This window comes from Aeromonas sp. 11P (genome assembly GCF_051920165.1).
Lineage (GTDB): Bacteria > Pseudomonadota > Gammaproteobacteria > Enterobacterales > Aeromonadaceae > Aeromonas > Aeromonas veronii.
In genome coordinates, this window is sequence record NZ_JBQBDJ010000004.1 from 2,128,158 (window position 1) to 2,149,671 (window position 21,514).

A 21,514-nucleotide genomic window follows, 5' to 3' on the forward strand; every position below is an offset into this window, starting at 1 on the left:
CAGTCCCATGGAGTCAAAAACAACAGCGCTAGGAAAACTCAATCATTACTTCAGCTATTACATCACTATTATCTTCTATCCGGATAGCAATAATGTGATCTATTACTGAATATAAAAGCGAATTCCTGATGCGGTGGCACATTCCTTCTGTTAAGAATCATTAACACCATTCATTTGCTTTTTTAAAAAAATAAATCATCGCAAAAATTAAAAACCATAACAATCCAGAAGAGTTACAGATATCATGCCTAATAATTTAAATATAGAAAACAATGAGCTTGTCAATTTACGCAATCAGCTTAACATACTTAATGAAAAATTAAATGCTGCTCTTTCAATATGTGACGAGATGGTTTTGTTACGAAATGAAATATCAACATTCATTGAGTCTACGCTCATAAAAACACCCTCACTTTCAGATTATGATGGAAAAAATAAATATCATACCAATCATAGTCCCTCCCATTGTTCATTGATTTTTCACAATGAGAAAACAGAAACAGAAACAGAAACAGAAACAGAAACAGAAACAGAAACAGAAACAGAAACAGAAACAGAAACAGAAACAGAAACAGAAACAGAAACAGAAACAGAAACAGAAACAGAAACAGAAACAGAAACAGAATACATACATCCCATTCTTTTTTCTGAATTTGTTTTTCAGAAAGAGTTTATATCACTTCAAAGCTTTTTATTAAAACAATATGGTGACAAACTTACCTGTAAAGAATTCGTTAACTTAACAGATGAACAGCTGTTGAATTTACCTTATTTTGGCACAAGCAAATTAGAACTATATCACCAAATGAAAAACTATATTTCAGCTATGGATAGCTATGATAACAACACTTCTATTGGTATTGATGGTTCATCAAGTTGGCCAGACAGAGATGAACTTTCTGAATGGGCAATAAACTATGTGCTACTGAGTGAACCGCAGCAGAAGTTGATGGATAAGATCAGTAACAAATTAGACATCTCAGTAAATCAACTAAATTTGGCTAATCTCGTCCATGATGTTGATCTGTCATTAATGAAAACAACAGTCTCTGGAAATAGATTTGATGTCGTGTATAAAGAACTTCTAGGAACACTGAGAAATGAGTTTCAATTTGTTTATGGAAAATCGATTGATGAAATCAAAAAAATTATAAGTGGGCGAATGCTAGGATATATTGGGACACTAAATTTCACGTCCTTTGAACTCTCTTTAATCATCAGCAATGATCTTGATGTATTTTTAAAAAATGAAGATGAACGATTAGCATGTATAATCAAGTCTAGATTTGGTATTGATGGGTATAATAGGCAGACATTAAATAACACTGCATCAATATTATCAGAAAAATTTGGACAGGAACAATTAACTAGAGAGAGAGTTAGACAACTACAAAGCATTGCAGAACAAAGATTACGATGCTCACTAAGCATCCAACCATCCAACATATGGGTAAACGTGAGAAATAATGCAAAACCAAATATGATGATAAATTACCCAGATCTCGCAAACAGATTTTCTGATGAAAAAAACTTTATTCTCTTTATGGAAATGCTTAGTGAATCAAATAAAAATGAGTTAGATAATATCCTTTACCCTGATTGCTCTGTGCAGTTTATCAATGAAATGGCTAAAACTAGCAAAGCTCCTTTTTCCCTAAATGATGTTATTGAAAATATAAAAGAGCAGTATGGTTACACTGAACAACAAGCCATTAATGGTTTACATGAGCTACAGAAAAATGGTCGCTTATTAATAAACGGGAACGATATTTACCCTAAATCTCTAAATAAGCAAGAAGCATTCTCACAGTCCTCACTATTTTTCCCATCAGGAGCCTCCTTTAAAGATATTCATATCTTGGCAAATGAGCAGCGATACTGCAAAAGCCCATTTCCATTAGATCGTCAAGATCATGGAGTATCTCTAGCGGTTGATGAAGGCTTTGTATATTTATCGGCACATGGAACTTATCGACACACCTCATATCTTGAATATACCAAAGAAGATAAAAACAGAATATTAACATCTGTACTTAATATATTAAAAACATCATCTCTCAAAGGTGTTGATACGTTAAATTTGCGCGTTGATGTTTATGAAAAAGCTTGCCTGAAAGAGGACTATTTCTTTGTTCGTTATATTGTACGTGAATACGGATTTGAATTAAGCATATTTTTCTCTGGAAAATCAGGCGCGGATACTGTAAGTCTTGATCCAGACTTTAGTCTCAAAGGACAAAAAGAAGCAATTGTCGAAATGTTTGAAAAAAATCCAAAACCAAGGACAAGACATGATATTGTTAATGTAATACGCTCTCGTTCATTTGGACATGCAGGGTTTTATATAAGTGAACTATTGTCAGAAGGACGCTTAGTTCGCATTGACGCAGAACACTATGACTTACCACATATTGCATTTGCTGACAAACCTGTAACTTTAATTATTGATAGAGCATCAGTTATTCTTCATCAAGCAAAGCGGCCTGTTGAAGCAGGGATAATAGCAGATGAATGCAATGCTAGATTTCATTTGGAGCACCCCAAAGCATGGTATATTTCACTCCTTCGTTATTTTGCCGAAAAATATAATAAGAACTGGTACTTTTATCACAATGTAATTTCATTGAAGCCTGTAAACGGAATAAGTTTGCACTCTAGAGCAAAATTCTGGATAGCTGAAAACAATGACGATGATATCTTGATTGAAAATATATATAAAGAAATAATGGCTGACAAAAACCACATTCGACAAGCTATTCACAACACTAGAAACTCTCTAAGAGCTGGGTAATATTAGCAGCAATAAATGCTACTGCTTTTATTTGTTAAATATGCTAGCCCGTAAATTCGATTAGCGAAACGTAATCTGACGTTCGCAATACTAATATCTCGTGATAGCACCAATTGCCTTTAGAGACCGACTTTCACGCAGTCTCGTTTTTCACCTTAGCTTTGCTGGCGTAACACCTACCAAGGAGATAAATGAAGCCTGACTTAACCGGCACTCGGGTTGTACTGCGCACCATTGGCCCGCAGGATGCCGCCGATCTGTTCGAGATTTATGGCAATCCACTGACCATGGAGTTTGCCTCCGATCCCTGCTTTACCTCACCCGCCATGGTGGCGCAGATGATGGCGAGCGTGGTGCGGCTGGAACAAACCGGTGAGTCGCTGGAGTGGGCGATTGTCGAGCGGGAGGGCAACAAGGTGATCGGCACCTGTGGCCTGCACAGTTTCAGCGAGGCGGGTCGCTGCTGCAAGGTCGGTTGCCTGCTCAATGCGGCCTATTGGCACAGAGGGTTTATGTCGGAAGCGCTGGGAGTGCTGTTCGCCCACGCCACCACACTAGGGGTCACCAGCCTCACCGCAGATATCGATGCAGATAACGTCCGCTCTATCGCCCTGTTTGAAAAGCTGGGCTTCAAGGCGCATGCAGGGCGCTATCAGCGCACGCTCCCCTTTGTCTGACCCGAGACCAGAGCCACAACGCCTGCGCCTCTCAGGCCGTTGTGGCAAGGATCAGGCATAAAAAAACCGGAACCCTTGGGTTCCGGTTTTTTTCATTCCAGCCGAGGCTGGCAAACCAGCAAATTAAGCCTGGTTTTTAACTTCTTTCAGACCGCGGAAAGGAGCTTTGGCACCCAGAGCTTCTTCGATACGGATCAGCTGGTTGTACTTGGCAACACGGTCAGAACGGCTCATGGAACCGGTCTTGATCTGGCCAGCAGCGGTACCAACAGCCAGGTCGGCGATGGTCGCGTCTTCGGTCTCACCGGAGCGGTGGGAGATGACGGCAGTGTAGCCAGCGTCTTTGGCCATCTTGATGGCAGCCAGAGTTTCGGTCAGGGAACCGATCTGGTTGAACTTGATCAGGATGGAGTTGGCGATGCCGTTGTCGATACCGCGCTTCAGGATCTTGGTGTTGGTTACGAACAGGTCGTCACCAACGATCTGGATTTTCTTGCCCAGTTCAGCAGTCTGGTAGGCAAAACCTTCCCAGTCAGATTCGTCCAGGCCATCTTCGATGGAGACGATCGGGAACTTGGTGGTCAGGTCAGCCAGGAAGTCGGAGAAACCGTTGGAGGTGAAGACACGACCTTCGCCTTTCAGGTTGTACTCTTTCTTCTCTGCGTCGTAGAACTCGGAAGCAGCGCAGTCCATAGCCAGGGTGATGTCGGTGCCCAGTTTGTAACCGGCAGCGGCAACGGCTTCAGCGATAACTTCCAGCGCTTCGGCGTTGGATTTCAGGTTCGGAGCGAAACCACCTTCGTCACCAACTGCAGTGTTGTAGCCCTTGGACTTCAGCACTTTGGCCAGGTTGTGGAACACTTCTGCGCCCATGCGAACGGCTTCTTTCAGGGTCTTGGCGCCAACCGGCTGGATCATGAACTCCTGGATGTCGACGTTGTTGTCGGCGTGCTCACCACCGTTGATGATGTTCATCATCGGCAGCGGCATGGAGTAAACACCCGGGGTGCCGTTCAGCTCGGCGATGTGGGCGTACAGCGGCATGCCTTTGGCAGCAGCGGCAGCTTTGGCGTTAGCCAGGGAAACAGCCAGGATGGCGTTGGCGCCGAACTTGGATTTGTTCTCGGTACCGTCGAGGTCGATCATGATCTGGTCGACAGTGGCTTGGTCCTTGGCATCTTTACCCAGCAGAGCTTGAGCGATCGGGCCGTTTACGGCTTCGATGGCTTTCAGCACGCCTTTACCCAGGAAACGGCTCTTGTCGCCGTCACGCAGTTCCAGCGCTTCGCGGGAACCGGTGGACGCGCCAGACGGAGCGGCTGCCATACCAACAAAACCACCTTCCAGGTGAACTTCGGCCTCAACGGTCGGGTTACCACGGGAGTCGATGATTTCACGACCGATCACTTTAACGATCTTGGACATGTGTATTTCCTCAGGTTTCGTAAAAAAACAACAAAAATATGCCAAAAAAAGCGGCTGTGGCACAGTGCCCCAACCGCATTTATTTTCAATTACTTCAAATTACGCTTCTGATACTCGCCTGCCGCCTTCACAAAACCGGCGAACAGAGCGTGGCCATCACGAGGAGTAGAGGTGAACTCCGGGTGGAACTGCGCAGCCACGAACCAGGGGTGATCCGGGATCTCGATGATTTCCACCAACTTCTTGTCGGCGGAGAGACCGGTCACTTTCAGACCTGCCGCTTCAATCTGCGGCAGCAGCTTGTTGTTTACTTCGTAACGGTGACGGTGACGCTCGTAAATGGTCGGGCTGCCGTACATCTGACGCACCTTGGAATCTTCGACCAGGTGGCAGAGCTGGGAACCCAGACGCATGGTACCGCCCAGATCAGACTTCTCGGTACGGGTCTCGACGTTGCCCTCTTCATCCACCCACTCGGTGATGAGGCCGACGACCGGGTACGCGCAATCTTTCTTGAATTCGGAGGAGTGAGCCCCTTCCATGCCCGCTACGTTGCGAGCGAATTCGATCATGGCAACCTGCATGCCGAGGCAGATACCCAGGTAGGGGATCTTGTTCTCGCGGGCATATTGGGCAGCCAGAATTTTGCCTTCCACACCGCGCTCACCGAAGCCACCCGGCACCAGGATCGCGTCCAGACCTTCCAGCAGCTCGGAGCCACGGGTCTCGATATCCTGAGAGTCGATGTACTTGATGTTGACGGAGTGACGGGTCTTGAGACCACCGTGCTTGAGCGCCTCGTTGACGGACTTGTAAGCGTCCGGCAGGGAGACGTACTTGCCGACCATACCGATGGTCACTTCACCAGTCGGGTTGGCCTCTTCGTAGATAACCTGTTCCCACTCGGACAAATCAGCCTCTTTGCACTCCAGACCGAAACGCTCGGTGAAGTAGGAGTCCAGGTTCTGGGACTTGAGCAGTGCCGGGATCTTGTAGATGGAGTCGACGTCTTTCATGGAGATGACGGCGCGCTCCGGCACATTGCAGAACAGGGCGATCTTGGCGCGCTCGTTGGCCGGAATGGCACGGTCGGAGCGGCAGATCAGCACATCCGGCTGGATACCGATGGAGAGCAGCTCTTTAACGGAGTGCTGGGTCGGCTTGGTCTTCACTTCACCGGCAGCAGCCAGGTAAGGAACCAGCGTCAGGTGCATGAACATGGCGTTGTTGCGGCCCACTTCGGCAGCCAGCTGACGAATGGCTTCGAGGAACGGCAGGGACTCGATGTCACCTACGGTACCACCCACTTCGACGATGGCAACCTGATGGCCTTCGGCACCGGCAATCACCCGCTCTTTGATGGCGTTGGTGATGTGCGGGATAACCTGAATGGTGGCGCCCAGATAGTCACCACGACGCTCTTTACGCAGTACGTCGGCGTAGATACGGCCGGTGGTAAAGTTGTTGCGACGGGTCATCTTGGTGCGGATGAAACGCTCGTAGTGGCCCAAATCCAGATCGGTTTCGGCCCCGTCCTCGGTTACGAACACTTCACCATGCTGGGTCGGGCTCATGGTGCCCGGATCCACGTTGATGTACGGGTCCAGTTTCATGATGGTCACATCCAGACCACGGGCTTCCAGAATGGCTGCCAGAGAAGCTGCGGCAATGCCTTTGCCGAGGGATGAAACAACGCCACCAGTAACAAAAATATATTTGGTCGTCATGCTGAACCTGAAAGAAGTTTAGGGAATTTTAAGGGGTGCTTCGGGGATGAAGCAGGACGGGGAAACAGTATACCAAAAACCCCTCTCCCAAACAATGAGCAAAAATCTATCAGGCTCACCGCCCCCCCATCTTGCGCCAAATCAACTTTGCTCGGTTTCCTTCGCCTTATCCCAGGCGGCATCGAGCTTTTCGAGGGTGCAATCGGTCATTTTCAAGCCTTCTGCGGCGATTATCTGCTCAACCTGACGAAAACGACGCTCGAACTTGGCGTTGGCACCGCGCAGTACCTGCTCCGGATCCTTGCCCAGATGACGCACCAGATTGACGGTGGCAAACAACAGGTCGCCGAGCTCGTCGCTCACCCGCGCCTCGTCCACATCGGCCATCAATGCCTCTTCCATCACCTCGTCGATCTCTTCGTGGATCTTGTCCACCACAGGCCCCAGCGTCTTCCAGTCAAAACCAACGGTGGCGCAGCGTTTCTGAATTTTGGCGGCACGGGTCAGGGCCGGCAGCGCCTGTGGGATATCGTCCAGCACGCTCTCTTTGTCGAGGGCTGCTCGCTCCTTGGCTTTTTCCGCCTCCCAGTTCGCTTTTACTGCCTGCTCGTTGGAGAGATCTACATCGGAAAACACGTGGGGATGACGGCGAATGAGCTTTTCACTCACCGTATCGACGATATCGGCGAAGTCGAACAAGCCGCGCTCTTTACCCAGCTGGGCATAGAACACCACCTGAAACAGCAGGTCGCCCAACTCCCCTTTCAGCCCCTGCCAATCCTCGGTCTCGATGGCATCGGCCACTTCGTAGGCCTCTTCCAAGGTGTGCGGCACTATGGTCTGGAAGTTCTGTTTCAGATCCCAGGGGCAGCCGTTTTGCGGATCGCGCAGACGAGCCATGATATCGAGCAGTTGGGGCAGATCGTAACGTTGGGACATGGGATATTCGCTTTCGATTTGTTCAAAAAGGGTCGTAAATGCAGACCGGCCACTGGGGCCGGTCGGTTCGATATCAAAGCCGCTTGGCGCTGATCACGTCGTTAAGCTGACTGAGCTTGGCCAACGCCCGGTTGAAGGCGTTGATGTTGTAAATCTCCAGCTCCATGTCGATCTCGGCGGTCTGCTCGCGCACGTTGGAGCGTGAGCGCACCCCCATCACATTGATCTTCTCGTTAGCCAGTACGGTAGTGATATCGCGCAGCAGGCCGGAGCGATCGTTGGAGATGATCCGGATGGTGAGGCCGTAGCCGCCGGAGTAGTTCTCCCCCCACACCGCATCGATCAGCCGCTCCGGATTGCGCCGTGACAGCTCCTTGAGCTGCTCACAATCTTCCCGGTGGATGGATACGCCGCGCCCCATGGTGATAAAGCCCTGAATGGAGTCCCCCGGAATCGGCTGGCAGCAGCGGGCAATATGGGTCATCAGGTTGCCGACCCCTTCCACCACTATGTGATCCTTGGGCTTGTGGCGCATCGGCGCATTGGCCTTCTGCTCCAGCTTCTCCAACAGGCGGCGATCTTCCTCTTCCGCCGTCGGCTTGTTGTAGCAGGTGTCGAGATAGTTGAGCACCTGGTTGATGCGGATATCGCCGCTGCCGATACCAGCCAGCAGATCGTCGGTGCTCTCCAGATTGAATCGCCGCAGCATGTTGCCCTTGTCGATCTTGGACATGCTGAGGTTGTGGCGATCCAGCTCCTTCTCGAACAGCTCGCGACCGGCCACGATATTCTTGTCCCGATCCAGTTTTCTGAACCAGGTCGCCACCTTGGCCCGCGCCCGGCTGGAGCGCAGGAAGCCTGCGTTGGGGTTCATCCAGTCGCGGCTCGGGTTCGGCTCTTTCTGGGTGATCACCTCCACCTGATCGCCGGTCTGCAGCGCATAGGTGAACGGCACGATGCGACCATCAATCTTGGCACCAATGCAGCGGTGACCGATCATGCTGTGAACGTGATAGGCAAAATCGAGCGGGGTGGCGCCAGCCGGCAGATCGATGACATCCCCTTTCGGGGTGAAAACGTAGACTCTGTCCTCGAACACCTGACTGCGCAGATCTTCCAGCAGGGAGCCGCTCTCGGAGAGATCCTCCTGCCAGGCGAGCAGCTTGCGCAGCCACTCGATCTTGTCTTCGAAGGTGTTGGCCTTGCCGCCAGCCTGCGCCCCTTCCTTGTAGCGCCAGTGCGCCGCAACGCCGAGCTCGGCATCCTGATGCATCTGGTCGGTACGGATCTGGATCTCGACCGTCTTGCCCTCCGGCCCCACCACTACGGTGTGGATCGACTGATAGCCGTTCGGTTTGGGGTTGGCGACATAGTCGTCAAACTCGCGGGGAATGTGGTGGAACTGGGTGTGCACGATACCGAGCGCCGCATAGCAATCCTGCAGCCGCTTGGTCACTACCCGCACCGCGCGCACGTCGAACAACTCGTTGAATTCGAGGTGCTTCTTCTGCATCTTGCGCCAGATGCTGTAGATATGTTTCGGCCGACCGTACACCTCGGCGTCAACTCCCGCCTCTTTCAGGCCATTACGCAGGGATTGCACAAACTCGCGGATGTAGCGCTCGCGGTCGAGCCGCTTCTCGTCGAGCTGCTTGGCGATCTGTTTGTAGGTATCCGGGTGCAGGTAACGGAAGGCGAGATCTTCCAGCTCCCACTTGAGCTGGCCGATGCCCAGACGGTTGGCGAGCGGTGCATAGATGTTGGTGATCTCCTGGGCCATCAGCACCCGGGTCTCTTCATCTGCCGTCTTCGCTTCCCGCAGGCAGGCGATCCGCTCCGCCAGCTTGATCACCACGGCGCGCACATCCTCGACCATGGCAAGCAACATGCGACGCACGTTGTCGACCTGCTCCGGCGAGGTTTCACTGCGATGGAGGGTCTGCAGGGAGCGGATGGCCTCCATCTCCAGCACCCCTTCCACCAGCTTGGCAATCTTGGAGCCGAAGTCCTCGTCCATCCGCTCCTGGCTGATGAGGCCGGCTTCGACGAAGGGGTAGATGATAGCCGCTTTGAGAGTGCCGATATCCATGCTGAGCATCTGCAGGATGCCCACCATTTCGATGCCGCGCACCAGCAGCTTGCTGGTCAGCGCCTCGTCACCGAGCGTCAGACAATACTGGTAGACGGTTCGCAGCTGATCCTTTTCACTGTCACTCAAGGAGAGCGAGCTGACCCACTCTTCCAGGGTGAAGTTGTCTTTCAAATGAATATCGCGAACCGCAACCATGGTATCAATCCTTTAAATTATCGGGCCGAAAGCTGTCACTTTCTCCCCTCATGAGATTGCCTCAAATGGGGATATCCAGCGCACTTTTCAAGGCATATTGTCCAGAAAGACAATAGAGTGCGCCAACAGGCCCTGCCGAACGACAAGGGTCTAGATTACCCCAATCACATCAGCTCAAACAGACGCAGACATGCCAGATTACATATCCGCATCGCCGTACTGATGAGTCATTTACTCCCGTTCAAACAGCGCCATGGACTCCAGATGACCGGTGTGAGGGAACATGTCGAGCATGCCGAGGCGCACCAGACGATAACCCCCTTTCACCAGCACCTGACTGTCCCGCGCCAGGGTGACCGGGTTACAGGAGACGTAGACCACCCGCTTGGGTGAAAGTTTCACGACGTGTCCCATCACTTCCAGCGCGCCGGGACGAGCCGGATCCAGCAGCACCAGATCAAACCCTTCCCGCGCCCAGGACATGCCGACTATGTCATCGCTCAGGTCGGCCTTGTAGAAACGGGCATTGCTGATGCCGTTGCGACGGGCGTTCTCTTCGGCCCGCTGCACCATGGCCAGTTCACCTTCCACACCCACCACTTCGCGAGCCTGACGGGCCAGCGGCAGGGTGAAGTTGCCGATGCCGCAGAAGAGATCGAGCACCTTGTCATCCTTGCTCGCCCCGAGCCATGTCAGCGCCTGCTCAACCATGCTCTGGTTGATGGGGCCGTTGACCTGAATGAAATCACCGGGAGCAAATGCAAGAGACAGGCCATCCAGCGAGTAGGATGGGGAAAAATGTTGCTGCAGCGCTTCGATGCGATCATCGGCCGCCTGCAGATAGAGGTCGCTCCCCTGCGCTTTTGCAAACTCCACCAGCAGGGCGCGATCCGCCTCATTGGGGCGACCAGTATGGCGCAGCAGCATCATGATCCCCTGCTCGGCCTGGATAAGCTCCGCATGGCCCAGCTCGCGCTGGCTCTTGAGGCGATTGAGGCACTCACGCAGCGGGGCAATCAGTGCAGAGAGCGGCTCGGCCAGCACAGGGCACCCTTCGATCTCCACCAGATCGTTGCTGTTGCGACGGCGGAAACCAACCCGGGTGCAGCGACCATTCTTGTCAAATTTGATGGCCAGACGACAGACCCGGCGATAGGCGCGATCTTCACCGGTCAGTACCGGCTCCAGTGCAGGCGCCTTGATGTTGCCCAACCGCTCGAACAGGCTGACCAGTCCCGCCGCCTTGGCGGCTTGCTGATCGGCAACCGACATGTGCTGGGCACTGCAACCGCCGCACTCGCGATAGTGACTGCAAAAGGGAGCGATACGATTGGCCGCCGGGGTCACCACCTGTTGCAAGGCGGCATGACCATACTGCTTTTTCTCTTCGGTGATGCGGGCCTTGACGGTCTCGCCGGGCAGCGCCCCTTCGACGAAGATCGCCTTGCCCTGATGGCGACCGATACCGACGCAGTGGTGATCGAGGGTGTCTATCGTAAATTCAATGCGTTGGAGCTGGGTGGACTTCTTTTGGGGCTTGAAAAACTGGGCCATAAAACTTGGTGCCTATAGGTGGCTATGTCATGATTGTGGAATCTGCTGCCGGGTATTGTCCCACAAGAATAATAGTATGACCAAATACGGCCACAGAGCCCGTGTATTGCCATCAACCCTATCGCCAACCCTGTTCACTGGTGGCCTGTTCGTATGACCAAATATGGCCTGAGAGCACGCGTTCTCGCCTTCACCATCCTGCCGACCCTGATCATCGGTGGCCTGATGGCTGGTTACTTCACCTTCCACCGCTACCAGCAGCTGGAAAACAACCTCATTGATCAGGGGATCAACATCATAGAACCGCTGGCGATCGCCAGTGAATACGGGATGACCCAGCATAGTCGCGAATCCCTCAAGCGGCTGATTGGCCTGACCCATCGCAAGAACTCCCCCTTCATCAAGTCCATCGCTGTTTTCACCCAGGACAACCAGCTGTTCGTCACCTCGAACTATCACCGGGATTTCACCCGGCTCAGGCTGCCCGATGGCGAGCCCATTCCGGATCTGACCAGCGTGACGTTTCAGGGGGACGACATCATTTTGCGCACCCCGATCCAGGCTGAAACCAGTCTGGATGGCTTCCCGCTACCCAGCGATGTAGAGCCGCCGATGATCGGCTACATCTCGATGCAGATGGCGACCGACAGGGCCATGCTGCTGCAATACCGCGACACCTTCTTTGCGGTGATCATGGTGCTCATCGGGGTCGCCTTCAGTACCCTGTTTGGCTTCCGTCTGGTCAAGAGCGTGACCCAGCCCATCACCAACATGGTGCAGGCAGTGCACAAAATCAGGGAGGGGCGACTCGATACCCGGGTCAGCGGCCAGCTCACCGGCGAGCTGGATATGCTGAAAAATGGCATCAACGCCATGGCCAAGGCGCTCTCCGAATATCACGAAGAGATGCAGCAGAATATCGATCAGGCCACCTCTGACCTACGCGAAACTCTGGAGCAGATCGAGATCCAGAACGTCGAGCTCGACATGGCCAAGAAGCGGGCGCAAGAGGCGGCTCGGGTCAAGTCGGAGTTTCTGGCCAACATGTCTCACGAATTGCGTACCCCGCTCAATGGGGTCATCGGTTTTACCCGCCAGCTGCTGAAAACCAGCCTGACCCCGAGCCAGACCGACTACATGCAGACCATCGAGAAGTCGGCGCGCAACCTGCTTGGCATCATCAACGACATCCTCGACTTCTCGAAGCTGGAAGCGGGCAAGCTGCAGCTGGAGCATATTCCGTTCAGCCTGCGCGACACCCTCAACGAGACCATGCACCTGCTCGGCCCCAGCGCCCACGACAAGCAGCTTGAACTCTCCCTGCGGGTGGATGCCGATGTGCCGGACTACCTCACCGGCGACCCCATGCGTCTGCAACAGGTGCTGACCAACCTCACCGGCAACGCCATCAAGTTCACCGAACAGGGCAACGTGGATGTGCATATCGAGCAGACCGGCAGCGGCAACCACAAGGTGAGGCTCAACGTCCAGATCCGCGATACCGGCATCGGTATCTCCCAAGAGCAGCAACATCAGCTGTTCCAGGCCTTCAATCAGGCTGACTCCTCCATCTCCCGCCGTTATGGCGGCACAGGCCTGGGCCTCGTCATTACCCAGAAGCTGGTGCAGCAGATGGGCGGCCAGATCCGCTTCGAATCGGAGCTCGGCAAGGGCTCCATCTTCTCGTTCAGTCTGGATGTGGAGGTTTCCCCCCTGCCCCAGACCGATCAACTGCCGCTGGATCGGATCCGTGGCAAACGGCTCTGGCTGCTGGAGCCGGATCCCTTCGCGCAAGCCTCCCTACTCGCCCTGCTGGCGGAGTGGCACCTCGACGTGCACCCACTGACCAGCGATGATCCCTGGCCCGAGATGAGCGAGCAGGAGATGGTGATCATCGGCAGCAGCACCCTGCATACGCCGCAGCAGGTGCTCGGCCGTCTCGACAAACTGAACGGCCAGCAGCAGAACACCATAGTGCTGCTCAGCAGCCACGAGCCGGCGCTCCATGAAGCTATGCTGGCCCATGGCGCCCAGCACTGTCTCTCCAAACCGGTCAACCATCGCAAGCTGCTGCACGCCCTGCTCTCGCCGGAATCGAGCCGCCAGAAGTTGCCTGCGCAACCTGCGCCGCGCCAGTTGCAGCCCATCAAGGTGCTGGCGGTGGATGACAACGCCGCCAACCTCAAGCTGATCGCCGCCATGCTCAAGGAGATGGTGAGTCAGGTGGTGGTGTGCAAAAACGGCAAGGAGGCTGTCAAACAGGCCCAGAGCCAACCGTTCGACATCATCTTCATGGATATCCAGATGCCGATCATGGATGGCATCAGCGCCACCCAAGCGATCCGCAACCAGTCACTCAACACCACCACCCCGATCGTGGCGGTGACCGCCCACGCCATCCCCGGCGAGCGAGAGCGGCTGATCCGGCAGGGGATGGACGACTATCTGGCCAAGCCCATCGACGAGAGCATGCTGGCCCAGCTCATCACCGACTTTGCCCATCGCCGTCACCAGAATAATGGTGCCCAACAGATCGACTGGGCACTGGCGGTGCGGCAAGCGGCGGGGAAAGAGCATCTCGCCAGAGAGATGCTGACCATGCTGCTGGCCAGTTTCGAGGAGGTGGAACCTGTGCTGGATAGCGCGCTGGCGGGCGAAATTGAAGATAGCGAGGTGCTGGCCCAGCTCCATCGCCTCAACGGCGGCTGTGCCTATTCCGGGGTGCCGGGGCTGCAACGGCTGCTCTCCCAGCTGGAGCAACAGCTGCGTGACGGCGTGCCGGTGAGCGAGCTGGAACCAGAGCTGCTGGAGCTGCAAGATGCGCTGGAACTGGTGCGCCAGGAGGCGCCCCGCTATCTCGGCAAGGCTTGATGAGCTTGACCTGAACTGTATCGGCCCCCGCTTTTTCTGACGCGAGGGCCGCCAGATGGTAAAGTTGCGCCGTTTACACAGGAGTCAGCATGACCAACAACGATATTCTGCGCCGTCTGCGCTACGCCCTCACCATCAGCAACGACCAGATGGTCGAGATGTTTGCCAAGGGCAACCTGACGGTCACTCACGCCCAGTTGCACAGCTGGTTGATGAAAGAGGCGGCGGAAGGTGAAGAGCAAGAGGCAGGCTATGTTGCCTGTCCCGACTCGGCCCTGAGCCAGTTCCTCGACGGTTTCATCATCGCCCGCCGCGGCGTGCGCGAAGATGCACCGGCCCAGGTGATCCCGAACCGGATCAACAACAACATGATCCTGCGCAAGCTGCGCATCGGTCTCAACTTCAAGGAAGAGGATATGCTCGGCACCCTCAAGCTCGCCGACTTCAACCTCTCCAAGTCCGAGCTCAGTGCCCTGTTCCGCTCCAAGGATCACAAGCACTATCAGGATTGCGGGGATCAGATCCTGCGTAACTTCCTGATCGGTCTCACGGCCAAATACCGCGGCTAACCAGCCGCGCGACTGAACAGACAGGGCCTTCGACATGTGCCAGCGACTCACTCCTCCCACGTTCAGCAGACTGGCTGTGGCAGGGGGATGGCGCTGGCGCTGTCTTCTTCCCCTCTTCTTTCTGCCACTGGTTCTGCTGCTGGGCGCCTGCACACCATCCGAGTACCAGCTATCTACCCGCTATCAGAGCGCCAACCAGAACGAGCGGATCGCCTTTCTGATCCTCCACTACACCGATGAAGACGATGCCAACTCCTTGCGCCTGCTGACCGAGCCGGAGCACAAGGTGAGCGCCCACTACCTGATCCCCCGCGACAGCCACGAGACCCCGCTACCGGTCCATCAGCTGGTGCCGGACAGCGCGCGCGCCTGGCATGCAGGGCGCAGCCGCTGGCACCAATATGCCGGGCTCAATGCCAGCTCCCTTGGCATCGAGATCGTCAACCTCGGCTATCCAGCAGAAGATGAGCCACTGGCACCCCATGCCCGCCGCTGGCAACCCTATACCCCGCAGCAGATTGCTGCCGTCGGCGCCCTCAGCCGGGAGCTTGTCACCCGCTACCAGATTCCACCGACACAGGTACTGGCCCACAGCGATGTCGCCCCCGAGCGCAAGCAGGATCCCGGCCCCCACTTCCCCTGGCGCCAGCTCTATCTGACGTACGGAGTCGGCGCCTGGCCAGATGAAGGTCGGGTGGCCGAGTTGCTGGCCAGCCCCTTGCCCGACTGGGATGCAGCCATGTGGCAGCAGCAGTTGGCCCGCTATGGCTACGGCCTATCCCAAACCGGCCAGTGGGATGAGCAGAGCCGCGCCATCATGGGCGCCTTTCAACTCCACTTTCGCGCCAGCAAGGTCGATAGCAAACCGGACCGCGAGTGTCAGGCCATCCTGATGGCGCTACTCGAAAAATACTTCCCCTAATCCTCATCCATTGCCCCTGTTGCTGCGTACTGTTTGATAGCCGTTAGCTATCAAACAGTTAGGCACAAGCAATTGTCCCTGCATTTTGCAAGGCGTTACTCTGACTGCGTTCCGAAAGAGAATTTCAAACCGATTTCCAAATCTGGAGGTGAATGATGAAAAGCCCGATTGGTCTTGATACTGCTCAATCACAAGCCCTGGCAGCCGAGTTGAACAAATTGCTGGCCAGCTACCAGATCCTCTACATGAACGTGCGCGGCTTCCACTGGAATATCCGTGGCAAACAGTTCTTCGAACTGCACCTGAAATTTGAAGAGATTTACAACGACCTGCTGCTGAAAGTCGATGCGCTGGCCGAGCGGATACTGACCCTGGATGGCGTGCCCATGCACAGCTTCAGCGACTACCTGAAAGTCTCTGCCATCCCCGAGCAGAAAGGGCTGCACGATGGCCGCGCCTGTGTCGAATCCCTGCTGGATAGCTTCCGCGAACTGCTGGTCGCCCAGCGCCGTATTCTGGGCCAGGCCGCCGAAGCTGGTGATGAGGGCACGGCCTCCATCCTCTCCGACTATGTGCAACAGCAGGAAAAACTGGTCTGGATGCTGCGAGCTTATCTGGCCTGATAGTGAACCAAGCCGACTACAGCGTACGTACGCTGGCTTGAGTAAGTACCGGGCCGAGGTTCCTGACCACGGCCCAATCCGTCTGATTGTTATGTTCTATTGCAAACCTGAGTTGTCTCTCCTTTTATCCACCCGCTTGCCGCCCTGTTTGGGCGGCTTTTTTTGTTTTTGATCTGCATCAAGGGAAACTTAATTGGCAAATTGAATGCCTATTAAGTTTTTCGCGAGAGGAATAGAATCGCCACAAAACAGACAACTGAAATGTCCAATTAGGAGAGACATGATGTTTTGTGTGCAATGTGAACAGACAATTCGTACCCCGGCTGGCAACGGCTGTGCCTACGCACAAGGTATGTGCGGCAAGACGGCGGAAACCTCGGATCTGCAAGATGTGCTGATCTATACCCTGCAGGGGCTCAGCGCCTGGGTGCTGGCCGCCCGCGAGCAGGGCATCATAGATCGCGAGATCGATGCCTTCGTGCCCAAGGCCTTCTTCGCCACCCTCACCAACGTCAACTTCGACTCGAATCGCATCGTGGCCTACGTCAATCAGGCCCTCGCCTATCGCCAGCAGCTGGCCGATCGTCTGGCCGCCATGGCGGTGCAGGTCAACGACTTGCCACAGTCAGCTTACTTCGAACCCGGTGCCGAACTGCTGGAACAACTTGCCCATGCCGCACCAGTCGCCCCCAATCGGGGCAAGAGCGAGGTGAACGAAGACATCATGGGGCTGCGTCTGCTCTGTCTTTACGGCCTCAAGGGCGCCGCCGCCTATATGGAGCACGCCCGGGTGCTGGATCAGCAGAGTGACGAGGTGGCCGCCGAATTCCACCGCATCATGAGCTGGCTCAGCACAGATCCGAGCGAAATGGGTCGGCTGTTCAACTGCGCCATGGAGATCGGTCAACTCAACTTCAAAATCATGGAGATGCTGGATCTCGGTGAAACCAGCGCCTTCGGCCATCCGGAACCCACCCAGGTACGCGTCACCCCCATCCCCGGCAAGTGCATTCTGGTCTCCGGCCACGACATGATGGATCTCAAACTCATTCTGGAGCAGACCAAAGGGACCGGCATTCATGTCTACACCCACGGCGAGATGCTGCCCGCACTGGCCTATCCCTTCTTCAAGCAGTACCCCCATCTGGTGGGCAACTACGGCTCCGCCTGGCAGAACCAGCAGAAGGAGTTTGCCAACTTCCCGGGCGCCGTAGTGATGACCTCCAACTGCATCATCGACCCGAATGTAGGCAACTACTCGGATCGCATCTTCACCCGCTCCATCGTCGGTTGGCCGGGCGTAACCCATCTGGAGGGAGATGATTTCTCCGCCGTAATTGCCAAGGCCCAAGCGCTGGAAGGCTTCAAACACACAGAGCTCGAGCACTTCATCACCATTGGCTTTGCCCGCAACGCCCTGATGCAGGCCGCGCCCGCAGTGATTGAGAAGGTCAAAGCCGGGGAGATCAGCCACTTCTTCCTGGTGGGTGGCTGTGACGGCGACAAGGCCGAGCGCGCCTACTTTACCGAGTTTGCCAAAGCGGCGCCGCGCGACAGCCTGCTGCTCACCCTAGGCTGCGGCAAATACAAGTTCAACAAGCTCGACTTTGGCGACATCGGCGGCATTCCGCGTCTGCTGGACGTGGGTCAGTGCAATGATGCCTACTCCGCCATTCAGCTGGCGCTGGCGCTCTCCGAAGCGTTCGAGTGCGGGGTCAACGATCTGCCGCTGACGCTGGTGCTCTCCTGGTTCGAGCAGAAAGCCATCGTCATTCTGCTCACCCTGCTCTCCCTCGGGGTGAAAGACATTCGTACCGGCCCGACCGCCCCCGCCTTCCTCACCCCGGCTCTGCTCAAGGTGCTGGAGGAGCAGTTTGGCCTGAAAGGGACCACCACCGCCGAGGCTGACTTGGCCGAGATCCTGGCGGCCTGATCGGCACCTCATGTTGTAAGCGTTTGGCGAGCCGCCCGGCTCGCCTTTTTTCTGGACCCGGCTTTTTCACCAGACGTTTTTCGAACCGTTTCAAACCTAAGGAACCTTGTGATGACCTCTCTCACGCTCACCTGCATTGGCCGCCAACAGAACACCCACGACGTCGTGAGCTGGCAGCTGGCGCCGCTTTCCGGCAGCCTCCCTCCCGTACTGGCTGGCCAGTGCATCACCCTGCACACCGAGATCGACGGCCACCCCCACTGCCGTGCCTATACCCTCTCCTCCAGCCCGCAGGATGCCTGCTGGCAGGTCACCATCAAGGATGTGGGACAGGTCTCCCGCCATCTGCACCAGACCCTGCAAGTGGGCGACGAGATCCGGGTGGATGGCCCCTTTGGCGACTTCAACCTGACCGCCTTGCCCTGCGAACGGCCACTGCTGCTCAGTGCCGGTTCCGGCATTACCCCCATGTGGGCCATGCTGCGGGACGAGCTGGCCAAACGGCCGGATGCCGATATCCGCTTTATTCACAGCGCCCGCTCGCCGGAGGATGTGATCTTCGCAGACAAGCTGGTGCAACTGGCCGAGGCCCATACCGGTGTACGACACGCCCTGATTCTGGAACAAGCCCCTGCAGATCACCCCTGGATTGGCCGACTCACCCCCGCCATGCTGGCCGAACTGTCCCCAGATCTGCGCGAACGCCATGTCTATCTCTGCGGCCCGGCCCTCTATATGGCGGCGGTCAAAACCATGCTGACGGAGCTGGGATTGCCGCCGGAGCAACTGCACCAGGAGTCCTTCGGTCTTCCTCCCGCAGAGCCCATCAAGACCACCAGCGACCACTTCTGGCTGACCCTGAACAAGAGCGGTAAAAAGGTGAAAATCCTGCCGGGTCAGACCCTGCTGGCGGCGCTGGAAGCGGCGGGCGAAACCATGATGGCAGCTTGTCGCGCCGGGGTATGTGGCAGCTGTCGTTGCACCACCACAGGTGACATCGAGCGCCAGAGCGTGATGACCTTGAGTGCTCAGGATCTGGAGAGCGGCGTTGCTCTGGCCTGCTCCTGCACTGCGAAAGGGGATATCAGTCTCGATTATTGAGATACCCAAAGGGCTTCATTGGTATCTCAACCTTTTCCCGAGCGGGCAGGACGGGTAGACTCTGCCCCAGTTTCACCAGAACACGGGATAAAAAATGACAATACTGGTCACAGGGGGCGCCGGCTATATCGGCTCCCACACCTTGGTTGAGCTGCTCGGCGCGGGGCAACAGGTCGTGGTACTCGACAACCTCTCCAACTCCTCACCGGAGTCACTCAAGCGGGTCGAGCAGATCACCGGCAAGCCGGTCACCTTCGTCGAAGGGGATGTGCTGGACAGAGCCTGCCTGCAGCAGCTGTTCGCCAACCACCAGATCGAATCGGTCATCCACTTCGCCGGCCTCAAGGCGGTCGGGGAGTCGAGCCAGATCCCGCTCACCTACTACCAGAACAACATCAGCGGCACTCTGGTGCTGTGCGAAGAGATGGCCAAGGCCGGGGTTTTCCGGCTGGTATTCAGCTCCTCGGCCACTGTCTATGGCGATCCCGCCTCGGTACCGCTGCGGGAAGATTTCCCCACCAGCGCCACCAACCCCTATGGTCGCTCCAAGCTGATGGTGGAGGAGATCCTGCGTGATCTCGCCAAATCCGATCCCCGCTGGGCTATCGTACTGCTGCGTTACTTCAACCCGGTCGGCGCCCACGAGAGCGGCCTGATTGGTGAAGATCCCAACGGCATCCCCAACAACCTGCTGCCCTATATCAGTCAGGTCGGCGTGGGCAAGCTCAAGGAGCTGGGGGTATTTGGCAACGACTACCCGACCCCGGATGGCACCGGCGTGCGTGACTACATCCATGTGGTGGATCTGGCCATCGGCCACCTGAAAGCACTGGCGCGCATCAAGAGCGACACCGGCGTCTTCACCTACAACCTGGGCACAGGTCAGGGCTACTCGGTACTGGAGATGGTCAAGGCGTTTGAAGCGGCCAGCGGCCGACCCATTCCCTACCAGATCAAACCCCGTCGCCCGGGCGACATCGCCGAGTGCTGGGCAGAGCCGACGCTGGCCCGTGCCGAGCTGGGCTGGCAGGCAGAGCGCGGTCTGGAGCAGATGATGGTCGATACCTGGCGCTGGCAAAGCAACAACCCGAACGGCTATCAAGGCTGATCTCTCGCGGGTGGATAACAAAACGCCCCGACATTTTCATGTCGGGGCGTTTTATTTTGTGACGTTCAATCAGTAGGTCTGACTGCGCAGCAGCGGCACACGGGCCAATCGGGGGGCGATGCGGTCTATCAGCCGATCCGCCAGCGGCGTCAGCAGCAGCCAAGGCAGGCAGAGGGTCGCCAGCCCCAGAGCGCCGACGTAGACATCGGTAAACCAGTGGGCGCCCGCCAGAATGCGCGGCGCGGAAAAGATCGGCACCATCAGCAATGCGGTGACTCCCGCCCAGCGCGGCAGATAGCGCAGGGTAAAACCGGCGAAGATCATCAGGAACAGGGCGTGATCTCCGGGGAAACTATCACCGGAAGAGTCCTTGGTCGGAATACCGCTGATCTGGGTCACCCGCAGCGCATCGGCCACCATCAGGGTCGGGCTGGGTCGCTCCACCGGTAATCGGTGACCAAGCTGGTTGATCACCAGAGCACTCAGCAGCATCACTATGCCCATCGCCACCAGTTGGCGACGACCCGCCAAATCCCGGGCGAAGAAGCAGCGGGCCAGGATCAGCCCCATACAGGCCAACACCGCCAGATCGAACAGCCGGTTATTGGTGATGGCCACCAGATCGGCCCACAGAGCCGACTGCCCGAGCCAGCCGTTAACGGTGTGAAAAATCGTGAGGTCCCACTGATCCCAGGGACCATGAGCGGGCAGCGCAGCCCAACTGATGGCCACCAGACCACCGACCAGATAGCAAAGCAGGAACTTGCCCATGGGGACTCTCCTTTGGAAAAGGGCGATATCGTAAAACTGTAGCGTGCGTCACAAAACCGAAGAATTGTAAGAAAGTGCGACACAATATCAAGTCTCAAATAAAGCCCGCTAGCCCCTTCCAATCTCGCATATCCCAACAGCGCCAAGATTTCTGCCTCCGGTGCTGCATCTGTGGGCTTCTCACCATGAGTGCGGCTTGTGCCACCACCGCAACAC

Annotated in this window: 15 protein-coding genes; 9 read left to right on the forward strand and 6 right to left on the reverse strand. The window is 55.6% G+C overall.

The window, feature by feature from the left end:
• The first annotated feature begins 244 nt into the window (after window positions 1–244).
• On the forward strand, window positions 245–2,791 hold the full coding sequence (locus ACTG1P_RS09675) for a hypothetical protein (protein WP_440001137.1): 2,547 nt from the start codon (window positions 245–247) through the stop codon (window positions 2,789–2,791).
• Between the two features lie 191 nt (window positions 2,792–2,982).
• Complete coding sequence (locus ACTG1P_RS09680; RefSeq protein WP_440001138.1) at window positions 2,983–3,468, forward strand: GNAT family N-acetyltransferase; 486 nt, start codon at window positions 2,983–2,985, stop codon at window positions 3,466–3,468.
• Between the two features lie 123 nt (window positions 3,469–3,591).
• Here ACTG1P_RS09680 and eno read toward each other — a convergent pair whose 3' ends face one another.
• The 5 genes from eno to rlmD all read right to left on the reverse strand — a co-directional run bounded on the left by eno (window position 3,592) and on the right by rlmD (window position 11,400).
• The gene (gene eno / locus ACTG1P_RS09685; protein ID WP_005335583.1) at window positions 3,592–4,893 is read right to left on the reverse strand and encodes a phosphopyruvate hydratase; all 1,302 of its coding nucleotides are present in this window, start codon (window positions 4,891–4,893) and stop codon (window positions 3,592–3,594) included.
• Between the two features lie 89 nt (window positions 4,894–4,982).
• Window positions 4,983–6,620: a glutamine hydrolyzing CTP synthase gene (pyrG, locus tag ACTG1P_RS09690; protein ID WP_040068332.1), complete on the reverse strand. Its 1,638-nt coding sequence runs from the start codon at window positions 6,618–6,620 to the stop codon at window positions 4,983–4,985.
• Between the two features lie 141 nt (window positions 6,621–6,761).
• Window positions 6,762–7,559 (reverse strand): nucleoside triphosphate pyrophosphohydrolase, encoded by a 798-nt coding sequence (gene mazG, locus ACTG1P_RS09695; RefSeq protein WP_440001139.1) that lies wholly within the window; start codon window positions 7,557–7,559, stop codon window positions 6,762–6,764.
• A 73-nt stretch (window positions 7,560–7,632) separates the two neighbouring features.
• Entirely contained in the window at window positions 7,633–9,846 is a 2,214-nt protein-coding gene (gene relA / locus ACTG1P_RS09700; protein WP_005335588.1) for a GTP diphosphokinase, read from the reverse strand.
• Window positions 9,847–10,077: 231 nt separating this feature from the next.
• A complete protein-coding gene (gene rlmD / locus ACTG1P_RS09705; RefSeq protein WP_440001140.1) occupies window positions 10,078–11,400 on the reverse strand; it encodes a 23S rRNA (uracil(1939)-C(5))-methyltransferase RlmD in 1,323 nt (440 codons plus the stop codon).
• A 153-nt stretch (window positions 11,401–11,553) separates the two neighbouring features.
• Between rlmD and barA the strand changes: the two genes are divergently transcribed.
• From barA to galE, 7 genes are all read left to right on the forward strand, one after another.
• The gene (barA, locus tag ACTG1P_RS09710; protein WP_440001141.1) at window positions 11,554–14,271 is read left to right on the forward strand and encodes a two-component sensor histidine kinase BarA; all 2,718 of its coding nucleotides are present in this window, start codon (window positions 11,554–11,556) and stop codon (window positions 14,269–14,271) included.
• Window positions 14,272–14,360: 89 nt separating this feature from the next.
• Window positions 14,361–14,840 carry a DUF1456 family protein gene (locus ACTG1P_RS09715; RefSeq protein WP_005335594.1) on the forward strand — a complete coding sequence of 160 codons (480 nt, stop codon included), beginning with the start codon at window positions 14,361–14,363 and terminating at the stop codon, window positions 14,838–14,840.
• A gap of 34 nt (window positions 14,841–14,874) precedes the next feature.
• Window positions 14,875–15,762 carry an N-acetylmuramoyl-L-alanine amidase gene (locus ACTG1P_RS09720; RefSeq protein WP_440001142.1) on the forward strand — a complete coding sequence of 296 codons (888 nt, stop codon included), beginning with the start codon at window positions 14,875–14,877 and terminating at the stop codon, window positions 15,760–15,762.
• A 155-nt stretch (window positions 15,763–15,917) separates the two neighbouring features.
• Entirely contained in the window at window positions 15,918–16,385 is a 468-nt protein-coding gene (locus tag ACTG1P_RS09725; protein ID WP_440001143.1) for a Dps family protein, read from the forward strand.
• Window positions 16,386–16,668: 283 nt separating this feature from the next.
• Window positions 16,669–18,318, forward strand: coding sequence for a hydroxylamine reductase (gene hcp, locus ACTG1P_RS09730; RefSeq protein WP_440002292.1), 1,650 nt, complete (start codon window positions 16,669–16,671; stop codon window positions 18,316–18,318).
• A 111-nt stretch (window positions 18,319–18,429) separates the two neighbouring features.
• A complete protein-coding gene (locus ACTG1P_RS09735; protein WP_440001144.1) occupies window positions 18,430–19,419 on the forward strand; it encodes an FAD-binding oxidoreductase in 990 nt (329 codons plus the stop codon).
• A gap of 94 nt (window positions 19,420–19,513) precedes the next feature.
• A complete protein-coding gene (gene galE / locus ACTG1P_RS09740; RefSeq protein WP_005335608.1) occupies window positions 19,514–20,527 on the forward strand; it encodes a UDP-glucose 4-epimerase GalE in 1,014 nt (337 codons plus the stop codon).
• 69 nt (window positions 20,528–20,596) lie between these two features.
• Here the strand turns inward: galE and ACTG1P_RS09745 are convergent, their stop codons facing one another.
• Window positions 20,597–21,298, reverse strand: coding sequence for a phosphatase PAP2 family protein (locus ACTG1P_RS09745; RefSeq protein ID WP_440001145.1), 702 nt, complete (start codon window positions 21,296–21,298; stop codon window positions 20,597–20,599).
• Window positions 21,299–21,514 lie beyond the last annotated feature (216 nt).

What these genes read in the sequence shown, in the direction of transcription:
- ACTG1P_RS09675 (WP_440001137.1), top strand. Translation starts at nt 245, where the DNA reads ATGCCTAATAATTTAAATATAGAAAACAATGAGCTTGTCAATTTACGC.
- ACTG1P_RS09680 (WP_440001138.1), top strand. Translation starts at nt 2,983, where the DNA reads ATGAAGCCTGACTTAACCGGCACTCGGGTTGTACTGCGCACCATTGGC.
- eno (WP_005335583.1), bottom strand. Translation starts at nt 4,893, where the DNA reads ATGTCCAAGATCGTTAAAGTGATCGGTCGTGAAATCATCGACTCCCGT.
- pyrG (WP_040068332.1), bottom strand. Translation starts at nt 6,620, where the DNA reads ATGACGACCAAATATATTTTTGTTACTGGTGGCGTTGTTTCATCCCTC.
- mazG (WP_440001139.1), bottom strand. Translation starts at nt 7,559, where the DNA reads ATGTCCCAACGTTACGATCTGCCCCAACTGCTCGATATCATGGCTCGT.
- relA (WP_005335588.1), bottom strand. Translation starts at nt 9,846, where the DNA reads ATGGTTGCGGTTCGCGATATTCATTTGAAAGACAACTTCACCCTGGAA.
- rlmD (WP_440001140.1), bottom strand. Translation starts at nt 11,400, where the DNA reads ATGGCCCAGTTTTTCAAGCCCCAAAAGAAGTCCACCCAGCTCCAACGC.
- barA (WP_440001141.1), top strand. Translation starts at nt 11,554, where the DNA reads ATGACCAAATATGGCCTGAGAGCACGCGTTCTCGCCTTCACCATCCTG.
- ACTG1P_RS09715 (WP_005335594.1), top strand. Translation starts at nt 14,361, where the DNA reads ATGACCAACAACGATATTCTGCGCCGTCTGCGCTACGCCCTCACCATC.
- ACTG1P_RS09720 (WP_440001142.1), top strand. Translation starts at nt 14,875, where the DNA reads ATGTGCCAGCGACTCACTCCTCCCACGTTCAGCAGACTGGCTGTGGCA.
- ACTG1P_RS09725 (WP_440001143.1), top strand. Translation starts at nt 15,918, where the DNA reads ATGAAAAGCCCGATTGGTCTTGATACTGCTCAATCACAAGCCCTGGCA.
- hcp (WP_440002292.1), top strand. Translation starts at nt 16,669, where the DNA reads ATGTTTTGTGTGCAATGTGAACAGACAATTCGTACCCCGGCTGGCAAC.
- ACTG1P_RS09735 (WP_440001144.1), top strand. Translation starts at nt 18,430, where the DNA reads ATGACCTCTCTCACGCTCACCTGCATTGGCCGCCAACAGAACACCCAC.
- galE (WP_005335608.1), top strand. Translation starts at nt 19,514, where the DNA reads ATGACAATACTGGTCACAGGGGGCGCCGGCTATATCGGCTCCCACACC.
- ACTG1P_RS09745 (WP_440001145.1), bottom strand. Translation starts at nt 21,298, where the DNA reads ATGGGCAAGTTCCTGCTTTGCTATCTGGTCGGTGGTCTGGTGGCCATC.